Annotated in this window: 14 protein-coding genes; 1 reads left to right on the top strand and 13 read right to left on the bottom strand. The window is 55.7% G+C overall.

Translation table 11 applies throughout. The features are described 5' to 3' along the window. Nucleotides 1-28: 28 nt before the first annotated feature. The 8 genes from ACMYSK_RS09405 to hinT form a co-directional block, all read right to left on the bottom strand. A complete protein-coding gene (locus tag ACMYSK_RS09405) occupies nucleotides 29-568 on the bottom strand; it encodes a glycine zipper 2TM domain-containing protein (protein WP_434642229.1) in 540 nt (179 codons plus the stop codon). A gap of 241 nt (nucleotides 569-809) precedes the next feature. Further along, a complete protein-coding gene (locus tag ACMYSK_RS09410) occupies nucleotides 810-2,114 on the bottom strand; it encodes an NAD(P)/FAD-dependent oxidoreductase (RefSeq protein ID WP_434642232.1) in 1,305 nt (434 codons plus the stop codon). 235 nt (nucleotides 2,115-2,349) lie between these two features. Then, the gene (gene ycfP / locus ACMYSK_RS09415) at nucleotides 2,350-2,892 is read right to left on the bottom strand and encodes an alpha/beta hydrolase YcfP (RefSeq protein WP_434642234.1); all 543 of its coding nucleotides are present in this window, start codon (nucleotides 2,890-2,892) and stop codon (nucleotides 2,350-2,352) included. A gap of 26 nt (nucleotides 2,893-2,918) precedes the next feature. Next, nucleotides 2,919-3,929, bottom strand: coding sequence for a beta-N-acetylhexosaminidase (nagZ, locus tag ACMYSK_RS09420; protein ID WP_434642237.1), 1,011 nt, complete (start codon nucleotides 3,927-3,929; stop codon nucleotides 2,919-2,921). A 32-nt stretch (nucleotides 3,930-3,961) separates the two neighbouring features. Further along, the gene (gene thiK / locus ACMYSK_RS09425) at nucleotides 3,962-4,780 is read right to left on the bottom strand and encodes a thiamine kinase (protein WP_434642240.1); all 819 of its coding nucleotides are present in this window, start codon (nucleotides 4,778-4,780) and stop codon (nucleotides 3,962-3,964) included. Next, nucleotides 4,761-5,396 (bottom strand): penicillin-binding protein activator LpoB, encoded by a 636-nt coding sequence (gene lpoB / locus ACMYSK_RS09430; protein WP_434644004.1) that lies wholly within the window; start codon nucleotides 5,394-5,396, stop codon nucleotides 4,761-4,763. Before lpoB ends, thiK begins: the two co-directional genes overlap by 20 nt. 21 nt (nucleotides 5,397-5,417) lie before the next feature. Beyond that, nucleotides 5,418-5,792, bottom strand: coding sequence for a YcfL family protein (locus ACMYSK_RS09435; protein WP_434642242.1), 375 nt, complete (start codon nucleotides 5,790-5,792; stop codon nucleotides 5,418-5,420). 3 nt (nucleotides 5,793-5,795) lie between these two features. Further along, on the bottom strand, nucleotides 5,796-6,152 hold the full coding sequence (gene hinT / locus ACMYSK_RS09440; RefSeq protein ID WP_434642245.1) for a purine nucleoside phosphoramidase: 357 nt from the start codon (nucleotides 6,150-6,152) through the stop codon (nucleotides 5,796-5,798). A gap of 357 nt (nucleotides 6,153-6,509) precedes the next feature. Here hinT and fhuE point away from each other — a divergent pair, with 357 nt between their 5' ends. Beyond that, nucleotides 6,510-8,678: a ferric-rhodotorulic acid/ferric-coprogen receptor FhuE gene (gene fhuE / locus ACMYSK_RS09445; protein ID WP_434642248.1), complete on the top strand. Its 2,169-nt coding sequence runs from the start codon at nucleotides 6,510-6,512 to the stop codon at nucleotides 8,676-8,678. A gap of 140 nt (nucleotides 8,679-8,818) precedes the next feature. Here the strand turns inward: fhuE and ptsG are convergent, their stop codons facing one another. The 5 genes from ptsG to yceG form a co-directional block, all read right to left on the bottom strand. Then, nucleotides 8,819-10,252, bottom strand: a complete 1,434-nt coding sequence (ptsG, locus tag ACMYSK_RS09450) for a PTS glucose transporter subunit IIBC (protein WP_434642251.1) — start codon at nucleotides 10,250-10,252, stop codon at nucleotides 8,819-8,821. A 304-nt stretch (nucleotides 10,253-10,556) separates the two neighbouring features. Continuing rightward, the gene (locus ACMYSK_RS09455; protein ID WP_434642253.1) at nucleotides 10,557-11,342 is read right to left on the bottom strand and encodes a metal-dependent hydrolase; all 786 of its coding nucleotides are present in this window, start codon (nucleotides 11,340-11,342) and stop codon (nucleotides 10,557-10,559) included. A 10-nt stretch (nucleotides 11,343-11,352) separates the two neighbouring features. Further along, a complete protein-coding gene (gene holB, locus ACMYSK_RS09460; protein ID WP_434642255.1) occupies nucleotides 11,353-12,357 on the bottom strand; it encodes a DNA polymerase III subunit delta' in 1,005 nt (334 codons plus the stop codon). Continuing rightward, nucleotides 12,354-12,995, bottom strand: a complete 642-nt coding sequence (gene tmk / locus ACMYSK_RS09465; protein WP_434642256.1) for a dTMP kinase — start codon at nucleotides 12,993-12,995, stop codon at nucleotides 12,354-12,356. The genes holB and tmk overlap by 4 nt, the downstream gene beginning before the upstream one ends. Then, complete coding sequence (gene yceG / locus ACMYSK_RS09470) at nucleotides 12,985-14,007, bottom strand: cell division protein YceG (protein WP_434642258.1); 1,023 nt, start codon at nucleotides 14,005-14,007, stop codon at nucleotides 12,985-12,987. Before yceG ends, tmk begins: the two co-directional genes overlap by 11 nt. Nucleotide 14,008 lies beyond the last annotated feature (1 nt).

Genomic DNA, 14,008 nt, shown 5'->3' on the forward strand with positions numbered 1-14,008 from the left:
ATGAGGGGCTAATAAACATTGACGCTTATTACGCTTTGTTGCTCAGGACCAGCTGGCCGTTGCTATCCAGCGGTATTTGCGTACCAGGATCGTGTTCCATTCGGATTTTGCCCTGCTGCCCGCCGATTTTATAAGTCACATCGTAGCCCAGCATTTTATCCGACTTGTCGTACACCGTTTTGCAACGCTGCTGCGTGGTGGTGTAGGTATCCCCTTCCTGCATCGCCCCCTGAACCTGATTGCCGGCATAACCGCCGCCCAGCGCACCCACCACGGTAGCTACGCTGCGACCACGACCGCCGCCAAACTGATGGCCAATGACCCCACCGGCAACGGCGCCGAGGACGGAGCCGGCGATGCGGTTTTCATCCTGCACCGGGCGACGATGGGTTACGGTGACGTTACGGCATTCCTGACGCGGGGTTTTTACCGTCTCTTTTATCGGTGTGCTGGACACCACTTGCGCATATTGCGGGCCACGATCGAGCACGTTCAGACCAGCGACAGCTGCAACGCCCAGCGCGGCAGCCACGCCAATCCCTATACCCGCCAACATTGATTTATTCACGGGGTATCCTCCCTTGTTGCTGATAATTCAATTTTGCGATCGACCCGGGGACCTTGCAAATCAGAAAGCGGATGAAAAATGCGGCAGTAAGCGGCAAACCGAGCGGATTCAGAGGAATCTGAGACGTTATAGCGAACAAAGCAGGAGGATATTCTGGAAATAACCCGGCGCATCGACGCTTCGCCGGGTAACAGGTCCGGACAGGCCAGGAGGCCTGCCCGGACACTGATGATTCAGGACATTAGTGCAGCTTAAGACGAGGACGAATGATACGGTTGATTCGCCCGACCAGCATCATCAGACCGGTTTTGCAGTAGCCATGCAGCGCAATCTGGTGCATGCGGTACAGGGAGATGTAAACGAAACGCGCAATACGCCCTTCGACCATCATAGAACCCCGCATCAGGTTGCCCATCAGGCTACCCACGGTCGAATAGTTGGACAGCGATACCAGCGAGCCGTGATCTTTATAGACGTAGGATTTCAGCGGTTTGTCTTTCATCTGCGCCAGAATATTATTCAACGCACAGCTCGCCATCTGATGGGCGGCCTGGGCGCGCGGTGGCACAAATCCGCCTTCCGGACGTGCACAGGACGCGCAGTCGCCGATCGCATAAATATCCGGGTCGAGCGTCGTTTGCAGCGTGGGCTGAACCACCAACTGGTTAATGCGGTTAGTTTCCAGACCGCCAATCTCTTTCATAAAGTCAGGCGCTTTGATCCCCGCCGCCCAGACCATCAGATCGGCATCGATGAACTCGCCGTCTTTGGTGTGCAGACCGTTGGCATCGGCGCTGGTCACCATGGTTTTCGTCAGGACACGCACGCCAAGCTTCGTCAGCTCGCTGTGGGCGGCACCGGAAATACGCGGCGGCAGCGCAGGCAGAATACGCTCACCCGCTTCGACCAGGGTCACGTTCAGCGCTTCATTAGTCAGCCCTTTATAACCGTAGCTGTGCAGCTGTTTCACCGCATTATGCAGTTCAGCAGAGAGCTCAACGCCGGTCGCACCACCGCCAACAATAGCAATATTTACTTTGCCGCTGGCGCCCAGGTTGGCTGAATATTTCAGGAACAGGTTCAGCATTTCCTGGTGGAAACGGCGCGCCTGATGTGGGTTATCAAGGAAAATGCAGTTTTCTTTGACGCCTGGGGTATTAAAGTCGTTAGAGGTACTGCCCAGCGCCATCACCAGCGTGTCATACGGCAGCTTACGTTCCGCCACCAGCAGTTCACCCTTCTCGTCACGCAGTTCGGACAAGGTAATGGTTTTGGCTTCACGATTAATGTCGGCCACTGAACCCAGCTGGAACTGGAAACCGTGGTTACGGGCATGGGCCAGATAGCTCAGCGCATCCACACCTTCATCGAGCGAACCGGTAGCCACTTCATGCAGCAACGGTTTCCACAGATGGCTGTGATTACGATCCACCAGCGTGATTTTCGCTTTTTTGTTACGCCCCAGCTTTCTACCCAGCTGAGTAGCCAGTTCCAGTCCACCGGCACCGCCACCTACGATTACGATTTTTTTCAATGGTGTAGTCACGAGACCCCCTAAAAATATTAACCAATTGTTAATTAAAAGTTATATAAATAGCTCTTATTTAACAACAAGTTACAGCAGTGAAACCATTCAGCGAAATTGAGAATAACATGAACGGGTCATTGGTCATACCAAAATTGATATGCATCAAGTTTTACCGCATATTTTTTAGCCAGGCAATCACAGTTGGCATAAAAAAACCCGCCGTATTGACATACGGCGGGTCGGAGGGAGGAGATTAGCCTAGCGTCTTAAAGGCTTTTATCCGCTGCAGGTGCGGCGAGATGTTCTTGAATTTGTGGGTCTGCTCGTTATCCCAGATGATTTCATAGAAGTGATGCAGAAGGTCGGCTGAACGCTGGCTGTTAAGCGCTTCGTCCTGTCGGGAGAGTATCACCAGACAACGATCGCGATTTTTTTCGCGGAAGTTATTGACGCATTTCGTCCCGATATCGGCATACTCTTCAGGCCTGTCAATCTTGCCTTCCATGTTTTCAGCGGGAAACAGATTGGGGTTAAAAACGGCCTGGCGGACATCGCAAAGGAAACCGATCCGTTCCGCCCAGTAGCCGCCCAGGCCGACGCCGCAAATCAACGGCCGATCGTCGGTATTGAGCTGCAGCATTTTATCGACTTCTTTCAACAGGTGCTGCATATCATGCTTTGGATGCCGCGTGCTGTAGCTTATCAGGCGCACATCGGGATCGATAAACTGTAGCTGTAGCACCTTCTCATGGTTGCCGGGACTGTTTGAGTCAAAACCGTGTAAATAGATAATCATCGCATCCTCACCAGACTTCAGGTCAATTACGCAGACTTCGCCTCTTGCCAACGCGCGTGGAGCTGTTCCAGCTGCGCATTAACCGTCTTCCAACGGGCAGAATCCCTTAACTCTTGACGGGTAAATGAACCTTTATGATACAATTTCGTAACACGCTCTGCTTTGATCGGCGACAGGTTATCCAGAACGCTGACCGCACCCTTACGATTATTGCAGACCAGGATCATATCGCAACCTGCATCCAGCGATGCCTGACCGCGTTCGGCATAGCTGCCCATGATTGCCGCCCCTTCCATCGACAGGTCATCAGAAAAAATCACCCCGTCGAAGCCTAACTCACCGCGCAGCACCGTCTTCAGCCAGTGCGCAGAGCCGCTGGCCGGACGCGGGTCCACGTCGCTGTAGATAACGTGAGCAGGCATAATCGCGTCGAGGCGGTTCTCCGCCACCAGCGTGCGAAATACCGCCATATCTCTGGCCCGAATGTCGGCTTCAGCGCGCGGATCGCGCGGCGTCTCTTTGTGCGAATCTGCGGTCACAGCGCCGTGGCCAGGGAAGTGTTTCCCGGTGGTTTTCATTCCCGCCTCGTGCATGCCGTCAATAAAGTGGCGGGCAATGGCCAGCGCTTTCTCCGGATCGTCATGGTAGGCGCGTTCACCAATCGCCGCACTGATGTGCCCGACATCAAGCACCGGGGCAAAGCTAATATCAATATCCATCGCGATCATTTCGCTGGCCATCAGCCAGCCGGCCTGCGCCGCCAGCGCGCCACCCTCTTCCATTCCCAGCAGCGCCGCAAAAGATTGAGCGGCCGGCAGGCGGGTAAACCCCTCGCGAAAGCGCTGCACGCGCCCGCCTTCCTGATCGACGGCCACCACCAGATGATTACGCGAAGCCTCGCGGATCTGGCGTACCAGCTCCCGCAGCTGCGCCGGATCGTGATAGTTGCGCGTGAATAGAATCAGCCCGCCAACCAGCGGGTGCGCGAGGATCTCACGCTCTTCCGCATCCAGTCCAAAACCTTCGACATCCAACATTACCGGACCCACACTGACCTCTCTTATTCTTTTCATTCTTTGTCTAACTGACACCATGTTTCATCTGCCAGCGTGATAAATTGCCGGTCGCCGGTCTGCTGCCAACGGCGTTCATACCAGCCCGCCATCAACAATATCACCCACGGACGCCAGCGTTGTACCTGTCGCCACAGCTGCCGCTCATCAATGCGCGCCAGCCGGGCATATTCCATCACCAGCTGACGCTGGTCCGTTGGCGCAATCCACACCGCGGCCAGCTCCAGCGCTATGTCGCCATCGCCTGCATATTCCCAGTCAATCAGCCGCGCTCCCGCTTTCGTGTGGACGATATTGCCGGCATGCACGTCCATATGTAACGGCGCCAGACGCAAAGGGCGAGGCTCGCCGCGCTGTAACAAACGCTTATGCCAGCGCAGCCAGAGCGGCGTTCGCCGCGCGTCATCACACGTTTGCCAGTACCGTTCAAGTAGCGGCGCCAGCGCAACGCGCCAGCCCAGACGCGGCTGTTGGTGCAGATGATACAATAACCCTGCCAGCTGCGGGCACTCCGGGAGAGTGCTTTTCATCTCGCCGTCGCAATATTCCACCCCTATCCAGCATGGCGAATAGAAAAGCGGCGCGGGGACGACGGTCGCCGGCAGGCGAGACAAGGTGCGGTACTGGCGGAGGAATTCGCGAGCTGGCGCGCCGGGGTCGTGCGGCTGGCGTAACACCAGCCGCCGGACTCCGTCGCTGATAATACAGCTGCCGCCGCTCAGGCCATTATGGTCTTCGCTGGCGACAGGTGAATAGCGGGGGAAAAAGCGCGACAACACTTCATCGCGCGTCAGTTTACTGTTGCTGAACGGCACCTTTACCTGACCAAATAATCTCGCCGGTTTGCACCAGCATCAGCTGCATTTTCAGCTCAGGAGAATTAACGTTGCCGGTCGCGTTTGAGTACAGAACGTACTGGGCACCCACGGTGCGGGCAATCCCCATCGCTTTGCTGCGGCTGCCAAGGCTATCCTGCGGCGATAAACCCAGCTGTTGTTTTGCAACGCCCAGCTGCTGGGCAGACACCAGGGTAAACTTGCCGTTCCCGCTCAGGGCATTACGCAGCGCCGCGGTGGCGTCTCCTGCGTTCAGCGTACCGTTCGTGCGGTTATTCACGCTGTCTACCAGCAGAATACTCCCCGCATTGACGCCACCGGCCTGCAGCATTTGCCCGACCATCGGCTGAACTGCCGCATTCCAGTCATAATGACGCACGCGCGGCGCTGGCTGTGCCGGCTGCTGCTCGTGCTCAATCGGTCCCGGCTGCTCCGGAATGGTAGGCACCGTTGGCACGGTTGGCACCGTCGGCTGCGGCTGCGCGGGCTGCGTTGGCTTCGGCTGCGCCTCCTCAACGGGAGCGGGCTCTTGACGTTGCCCCACGCACCCGGCAAGGAATATCGCCAGTGCTGTGATTAACGCATAGCGACACATTTTAATCATTACAATTACCCCTTACAGATAAAGATACAGGCGGGCTTTATGCGCCCCCAAAATATTCGCGCTACCGTACAAGGTGACAAATGAATGCGCAGGCACCGTGATACTCCGGGCCGGCTCCAGCGGGTGCATTTCCAGGCCTCTCGCGTCATACCAGAAGAAGCGGTAATGCACGGTAATCGGCTCCTGTCGTTCATTAAACAGTCTGGAGGTGGCGGTAGCCTGAATCTCTGAGGCGGTGACTTCTGGCGCATCGGCGCTGATGCCTGCCGCCAGTACATTGGATTCCATCACCAGAGTCTGCTGTTCAGCAACGGGGATTTCCGCACGAGAACCGCACCCGACAAGAAGCACGGCCGTCAGAAGTGGGCCGAAATGAGCTGCGCGCATCGATTAACCTTTGTGAGCCAGCATCGGACCTAGCGGGCGGCCGCCCAGCAGGTGCATGTGGATATGGTAGACTTCCTGGCCGCCGTGGCGGTTGCAGTTAACAATCAGACGATAGCCATCGTCAGCAAGACCTTCATCACGCGCGATTTTCGCGGCGACGGTCATCATGCGCCCCAGCGTCAGCTCATGCTCTGCGGTCACATCGTTGACGGTAGGAATCAGGATATTAGGGATAATCAGAATGTGGGTCGGCGCCTGCGGGGAAATATCGCGAAAAGCGGTCACCAGTTCATCCTGATAAACCATATCCGACGGGATCTCCCGGCGAATGATTTTGCTAAAAATCGTTTCTTCTGCCATGACTGATTCCTTATTAATTTTTATACCGTGCTCTGGCCTGCCTCTGCAGATAAACGCGGATGCACAGGATTCGCCTAAGAGTATGAGCGAGTTACTCCCCCTCTTTCAACCTGAATGCGCTTTTTCTTATGTCGCGACGCCGCCAGCTGCTGATGGATTAATCATATCGCTGATTCAGGCTTTGCACCGGGCTCGCTAACGTGCGGTTCTGCCAACATTTCTTACTTCTGTTTACACATTAAATACAAATGCGTATATTTCTCATTTGCATTCACTATGGACAAAAGCGCTTTAAGCTAATGCCGACCGTGGCCACAGAGCCCCGGCACAGAACAATAACCATTCGATTAAGGGTTTATGATGTCTCTCACTCTCCATCACCAGGGCAGGCGTATTGCGCCATCCCTGCTGGCTGTCGGCGTCGCGCTGGCGCTTCACCCCGTACTCAGCTACGCCGCCGATACCGAAGATACTCTCATTGTTGAAGGGACTTCGGGCACCACTCCCGATGCTCAACAGCAGGATTACAGCGTGAAAACCACGACGACTGGCACCAAACTGCTGCTCGTGCCCAGGGATATCCCGCAATCCGTCAGCGTCATTAGCCAACAACGGATGGAAGATCAGGATCTGCAGACCATTGGCCAGGTGCTGAGTAATACCACGGGTATCACCCAGCAGATTCAGGATAGCGATCGCACGGTCTTCTATTCGCGCGGCTTTTTCGTCAGCAACTACGCCTATGACGATCTCCCGACCTCCATCAGCGAGGTCTGGAATTTCGGCGATACCACCACCGATACCGCCATTTACGATCGTATTGAAGTGGTGCGCGGCGCAACCGGCCTGATGAGCGGGTCCGGCAACCCTTCAGCCTATGTCAATATGGTGCGAAAACATGCCGATAGCCGCGAATTTCAGGGAAATGTCTCAGCTAGCTACGGCAGCTGGGATAAACAGCGCTACGTGCTCGATCTCCAGACCCCGCTGGTGGAGTCAGGTAACGTGCGCGGGCGAATGATTGCCGGATACCAGGATAACGACTCGTGGGTCGATAACTACCATTATCGTAAAAAATTCCTCTATGGCGTGATCGATGCCGATATTACCGACAGCACCACGCTATCGCTGGGCTATGAATACCAGCAAAGCCGCACCGAAGACCCCACCTGGGGCGGACTGCCAACCTGGTACAGCGACGGCAGCAAAACCCATTACAACCGTAGCGATACCATCGCGCCCAACTGGGCCTACTCGGATAAAGACAGCAAAAAGGTATTCGCCAACGTCACCCAGCGCTTCGACAATGGCTGGGAAGCACATATTAACGGTATGCACACCGATACCCACTTTGACACCAAAATGATGTACATGTACGGCTACCCGGACAAAGAGACCGGCGATGGCATGGTGGGATATGGAGGCTGGAACCGCGGCGATCGCAAGCAGGATGCGGTTGATGCCTTCCTGCGCGGCGACTTTGAGCTATTTGGTCGCCAGCACGAAATGATGGTCGGCGGCAGCCTCAGTCGACAGCGTAATCACTACGATAACTCCCTACCTGATTCGCTGTACGCCATGGTTGATGTCGGGAGCTTCAAAAACTGGAACAGCAATATTGCCGACCCGCAATGGACCGCCTGGCAGCTCTACAGCAAAGACGACATTCGCCAGTCATCTGCCTATACCTCAGCCCGCTTCTCGCTGGCCGATCCGCTGCATCTGATCCTCGGCGCTCGCTATACCAACTATAACATTCGCTATAATCCGGCAGGCTCGCCGCAGACGCGGCTCGAAAGCACCAAAGATGACGTCACCCCATATGCCGGTCTGGTGTATGACATCAACGAGGCCTGGTCAGCCTATGCGAGCTATACCTCTATTTTCCAGCCACAGGATAAGCGCGACGCCAACGGCCGCTATCTGGACCCGACCACCGGGAAGAGCTACGAAACCGGCGTCAAGGCCGACTGGTTCAACACCCGCCTGACCACCTCGCTGGCTATCTTCCGCATTGAGCAGGATAACGTGGCCAATAATACCTACACCTACCTGCCGAGCGGCGAATCGATTTATGAATCGCTGGATGGCGTGGTCAGTAAAGGGGTGGAATTTGAGTTAAACGGCGCGCTGACCGATAACTGGCAGCTCACCTTTGGCGCCACCCGCTATATTGCTGAGGATAAGAGCGGCAACGCAGTGAGCTCCGATCAGCCACGCACTACCATGAAGCTGTTTACCCGCTACCAGCTGCCCGCGCTACCGGCACTCACCGTCGGCGGCGGTGTAAACTGGCAAAGTAAAATCTGGAGTGAAGTCAGCGGCGGTCCCAACGGTCGTGATTACATCGATCAAGGCAGTTACGGGCTGGTTAATCTCTTTAGCCGTTATCAGGTGAACAAAAACGTTGCCCTGCAGGCGAACGTCAATAATCTCTTCGATAAGGCGTATTACGACTACGTTGGCTCTTACCTCGTGTATGGCGCACCGCTGAACTTCTCGCTCAGCGCAAGCTACGATTTCTGATCCTCAAGGACTCGGGGTGGCGGCGACCTCTTACGCCACCCTTGCCGACCTGCGCAAGCGAAGCCCCACCGGGCAATAGCTTTAGTCACTGTAATAAAAAAGGCAGCCATTTGGCTGCCTTAGTCTCCCCACATCACAACTTAGTTGCTGCGGATGTACTCATCCATTTCAGTTTTCAGGTTATCGGATTTGGTTCCGAAGATTGCCTGAACGCCTGAACCTGCAACAACCACACCTGCCGCGCCGAGTTTTTTCAGGCCAGCCTGATCAACTTTCGCGACGTCAGCTACGCTGACACGCAGACGGGTGATACACGCATCAAGGTTAGTGATGTTTTCTTTACCGCCGAACGCTGCAATCAGCGCCGGAGCCATTTCACTGGTTGCGCCCACTTTGCTGTCTTCGGTTGAATCTTCACGACCCGGAGTTTTCAGGTCCAGTGCTTTAATCAGCACGCGGAAGACAACGTAGTACACGATCGCATAGCAGATACCGACAATCGGGAACAGCCACAGCTTGCTGCTGTTACCAGACAGAACGATGAAGTCAATCAGGCCATGGGAGAACGAGGTACCGTCACGCATACCCAGCAGGATACAGATCGGGAAGGCCAGACCTGCAAGAATTGCGTGGATAACGTACAGAATCGGCGCAACGAACATGAAGGAGAACTCGATCGGCTCGGTAATACCGGTCAGGAACGAGGTCAACGCTGCGGAGATCATGATACCGCCCACTTTCGCGCGGTTTTCCGGCTTAGCGGAATGCCAAATCGCGATAGCAGCAGCCGGCAGACCGTACATTTTGAACAGGAAGCCGCCGGACAGTTTACCCGCAGTCGGGTCGCCTGCCATATAACGAGGGATATCGCCGTGGAAGACCTGACCTGCCGCATTGGTGTATTCACCAATCTGCATCTGGAAAGGAACGTTCCAGATGTGGTGCAGACCAAACGGTACCAGGCAGCGTTCAATGAAGCCGTAGATACCGAACGCCACAACCGGGTTCTGGTATGCAGCCCACTGAGAGAAGGTCTGGATAGCAGTACCGATCGGTGGCCAGATGAAGGACAGGATCACGCCGGTGAAAATAGCGGCGAGACCGGAGATAATCGGAACAAAACGCTTGCCCGCAAAGAAGCCCAGATATTCAGGCAGCTTGATGCGATAGAAGCGGTTGAACATGTACGCTGCAATAGCACCAGAGATAATACCGCCAAGCACGCCGGTATCAGCCAGGTGTTTAGCCGCAATTTCTTCAGCAGGTAAATGCAGAACCAACGGTGCAACGACCGCCATGGTTTTCACCATGATGCCGTAAGCAACAACGGAAGCCAGTGCAGATACACCGTCGTTATTGGTGAAGCCAAGTGCCACACCGATAGCGAAGATCAACGGCATGTTAGCAAAGACTGAACCGCCCGCTTCTGCCATGACGTGGGAAACAACGGCTGGCAGCCAGCTGAAGTTTGCGGAACCGACGCCCAGCAGGATACCTGCGATAGGCAGTACGGAGACCGGCAGCATCAGCGATTTACCGACCTTCTGCAGGTTAGCAAATGCATTCTTAAACATAATTGAGAGTGCTCCTGAGTATTTGGTGCTTTTTTACGTTTTCACGCATTGGCACGGGGGGAGAACCGTGCCGTGGACAGGACATCTAAGCGCCCTTTATTTATTACACAGAGTAAAATAATTGACGGAATTTTTGTTTGACGGCTATCACGTTTCAATCAGTCAGCGTGGAAAAATTTACACCAACTTACATAAGCCATGTCTGGATGTTGCAAAAAATCCTTCACCGCCCCTTTTGTGGCGGTGAACTTTACTCGCTTTGCTTATTAATTACGAGCCTTAAAATAATAGACAGATCGGCAGGTTACAGTCTGGCGGGGTCAATATGGAACAAGCTGGCGAAATTATGCGTGGTCTGCTGTGCCAGCTGCTCAAGCGAAACCCCCTTCAGTACCGCCATGTATTCCGCCACATCGCGGACCATTGCCGGCTGGTTCTCTTTGCCTCGATGCGGAACCGGCGCCAGGTACGGCGAGTCCGTTTCCACCAGCAGGCGATCGAGCGGCACGTAGCGCGCAGCATCGCGCAGCTGCTCCGCATTACGGAACGTGACGATACCGGAAAACGAGATATAGAACCCCATATCCAGCAATTTACCTGCGGTCTCCCTGTCCTCAGTGAAACAGTGTAGTACGCCACCGCAATCCGTCACTTTTTCTTCCTGCAAAATTGCCAGCGTATCGGCACGGGCGTCGCGCGTGTGCACGATAACCGGTTTGTTTAATTCACGGCCAATGCGGATATGATCGCGGAAGGAGGCCTGCTGGCGAGGTTTCGTTTCCGGCGTGTAAAAATAGTCCAGCCCGGTTTCACCCATTGCCACAACGCCCTCTTCCGCCGCCAGCTTGCGCAGCTCTTCTACGTCATACTCTTCATCCTGATTGAGTGGATGCACGCCGCAGGAGAAAACAACGTTGTCACGCGGCCCGACCAGCTCACGCATTCCTCGGTATCCCGGCAGCGTCGTCGCCACCGCAAGGAAAAACTTCACGTCACGGGCGGCGGCTTTTGCCAGCACATCGTCTACGTCTTTGTGCAGCGTTTGATAATCCAGACCGTCCAGATGGCAATGGGAGTCGACTAAAAACATAATGTCTCGCTCAGAGGTGGGATACGGGAAGTACCGTCCCAGGTTGCAGGTAATGTTCCCAGCGCAGGAGGCGCTCGGTCAGCAGCAGTTCGCGGTTGACGCCGACGACGTTCAGCAGCCGGTCGCGGCAGGCGCTGACATCGCGCGCAATCGCCTGCAAGCGGGACGCAGGCAGCGCCTGAGCCAGCTGGTTGACCAGCGTCCAGGCATCAGGGTTACTCACCAGCGTGATCCCCTGCTGCCGTTTTTGTGCATCCAGCAGCAGCGATGCCAGCCAGTGCAAACGAACCGCGGCCTGTTCGTGATTCAGAATCGGCAGCAGCGCCAGCCAGTCACCGCTGCTTATAACACCAGCCAGCGCCTGGATAAGCTGCTGTCGGGAAGCCCAGTGGCTCTCCTGCAGCAAATCCAGCGCCGCTGCGGGTGCATTGGCACTCAGGCGCAGCGCGCTGAGCAGCGCATCCTGGGGCATTGTCACCTCACGCTCCAGCCACGCCAGCCCGTACGACTCTGACGGCGGTGCCAGATGATGCAGGCGACAGCGGCTACGCAGCGTGGCCAGCAGCCGTGCAGGCTCCTGGCAGGCGAGGAAGAACCAGGTATTTTCCGGCGGCTCTTCCAGCGTTTTTAATAACGCATTCGCCGCCGCATCCGTTAACAATGCGGCATCGCCAATCCACACAACCTTGGCGCCGCCCAGGCGTGAACGCTCATACAGTTTTTCGTTAACCTCACGCACGGCGTCAATGCCGAGGGCACTTTTGCCTTTCTCCGGCGTCAGGGTGTAGTAATCGGGGTGTGTGCCGGCCTGCATCAGCTGGCAGCTGTGGCATTGCCCACAGCTTTTATTCCCGTCAGGCTGTCGACACATCAGGTAGCGGCACAGCGCATAGATAAGCGCATCGCCTCCCATGCCGGGTAATGCCTGAAGCAGTAGCGCATGGTGACCCCGTCCGGCCTGGTAGCCGGCGACTAGTTGCTCAAATGACGGGCGTAACCACGGGTACCATTTCATGCGCGCTGCTCCGCAACCCACTGGCTGACGACCGTGCGGATATCATTAGCCACGGCTTCGAGTGATTGAGTCGCATCAATGGTGTAAATGGTCGGATCCTGCGCCGCCAGCTCAAGGTAGCGCGCACGGGTACGGTTGAAGAAATCCAGAGACTCTTGTTCGATACGGTCAAGTTCGCCGCGCGCGCGCGCGCGTTTCAGCCCGACTTCTGGCGTGACATCCAGATACAGCGTCAGGTTTGGACGGAAATCGCCCAGCACCGCATCACGCAGCGTGGCCAGCATCGTCTGGTCAATCCCGCGACCGCCGCCCTGATAGGCCTGGGTAGAGAGATCGTGACGATCGCCAATCACCCACTGGCCGTTCGCCAGAGCGGGTTTAATCACCGTCTCAACCAACTGAACGCGGGCAGCGTAAAACATCAGCACTTCGGCCTTTGTATTAATCACTTCATCGCCAGTGGATTGAATATCCAGTACCAGGCTGCGCAGTTTCTCGGCAAGGATGGTGCCGCCCGGCTCACGGGTAAACACCAGATCACTGACGCCAGATTGCTGTAGCGCCTCCACCACCAGATTACGTGCGGTGGTCTTACCTGCGCCTTCCAGTCCTTCGATAACGATATAGTTACTGCGCATTTTTTTCCTTAAGTACTTTCAGATAATCCTGTACCGAGCGGTTGTGGCTGGCCAGATTAGTGTTAAACGTATGCCCGCCTTTGCCATCGGCAACAAAATAGAGATAAGGCGTCTTCGCCGGGTGCGCCGCCGCGTTCAACGATGCCTCTCCAGGCGCGGCAATAGGCCCTGGCGGCATACCCGCGATCGCGTAGGTATTATAAGCCGTTGGGGTCTCAAGGTCCTTACGGGTCAGCTTGCCAGTATAGCTCTCCCCCATACCGTAGATAACAGTCGGGTCAGTTTGCAGGCGCATGCCAATCCGCAGACGGTTGATAAAGACCGACGCGACACGATCGCGTTCTTCAGGGACCGCCGTCTCTTTTTCAATAATGGACGCCATAGTCAGCAGCTGGTTCTGATCTTTGTACGGCAGATTGTCCATCCGCCCTTCCCACGCTTTTTCGACCTGGGCGACCATTTTCTGATGCGCGCGTTTGAGGATCGCCACATCGCTGGTATGGGCGGTATACATCCAGGTATCCGGCCAAAACCAGCCTTCAACCCAGTCCGCATGTTCGAGATTAAGCGCTTTTGCCACCGTATCGTAGCTGTCATCCGCCAGCGTATGCTTCACATAGGGCGCATCGCGCAGCTGACGCAGATAGTCGCTCACCCGCATGCCCTCCACAAAACGCAGCGGGAACTGGGCTTCTTTTCCACTACCCAGCAGCTGCAACATTTCACGCACCGTCATCTTCGGCGTGAAGCGGTAGGTACCGGCTTTAAAGTGGGATAATTCAGGCTCCAGACGCAGCAACCACTGGAATACACGCGGGCGGTTGATCACCTTGTCGGCGTAGAGCTGCTCTCCCAGCGCCATGCGCCCGGTGCCGGTCTCAAGAGTGAAGATAGTCTCTTCTTTAATCAGCAGTTTGCTATCGGCAAGCTGGCGAACTTTCCAGACGCCCGCGCCGGCAGCAATGCCGAGCACCACCAATAACAACAGGATAAAACGTAACATTTTCTTCATG

The organism is Klebsiella sp. I138, assembly GCF_051131765.1.
GTDB lineage: Bacteria > Pseudomonadota > Gammaproteobacteria > Enterobacterales > Enterobacteriaceae > Klebsiella.

What these genes read in the sequence shown, in the direction of transcription:
- ycfP (WP_434642234.1), bottom strand. Translation starts at nt 2,892, where the DNA reads ATGATTATCTATTTACACGGTTTTGACTCAAACAGTCCCGGCAACCAT.
- nagZ (WP_434642237.1), bottom strand. Translation starts at nt 3,929, where the DNA reads ATGTTGGATGTCGAAGGTTTTGGACTGGATGCGGAAGAGCGTGAGATC.
- lpoB (WP_434644004.1), bottom strand. Translation starts at nt 5,396, where the DNA reads ATGTGTCGCTATGCGTTAATCACAGCACTGGCGATATTCCTTGCCGGG.
- ACMYSK_RS09435 (WP_434642242.1), bottom strand. Translation starts at nt 5,792, where the DNA reads ATGCGCGCAGCTCATTTCGGCCCACTTCTGACGGCCGTGCTTCTTGTC.
- hinT (WP_434642245.1), bottom strand. Translation starts at nt 6,152, where the DNA reads ATGGCAGAAGAAACGATTTTTAGCAAAATCATTCGCCGGGAGATCCCG.
- fhuE (WP_434642248.1), top strand. Translation starts at nt 6,510, where the DNA reads ATGATGTCTCTCACTCTCCATCACCAGGGCAGGCGTATTGCGCCATCC.
- ptsG (WP_434642251.1), bottom strand. Translation starts at nt 10,252, where the DNA reads ATGTTTAAGAATGCATTTGCTAACCTGCAGAAGGTCGGTAAATCGCTG.
- ACMYSK_RS09455 (WP_434642253.1), bottom strand. Translation starts at nt 11,342, where the DNA reads ATGTTTTTAGTCGACTCCCATTGCCATCTGGACGGTCTGGATTATCAA.
- holB (WP_434642255.1), bottom strand. Translation starts at nt 12,357, where the DNA reads ATGAAATGGTACCCGTGGTTACGCCCGTCATTTGAGCAACTAGTCGCC.
- tmk (WP_434642256.1), bottom strand. Translation starts at nt 12,995, where the DNA reads ATGCGCAGTAACTATATCGTTATCGAAGGACTGGAAGGCGCAGGTAAG.
- yceG (WP_434642258.1), bottom strand. Translation starts at nt 14,007, where the DNA reads ATGAAGAAAATGTTACGTTTTATCCTGTTGTTATTGGTGGTGCTCGGC.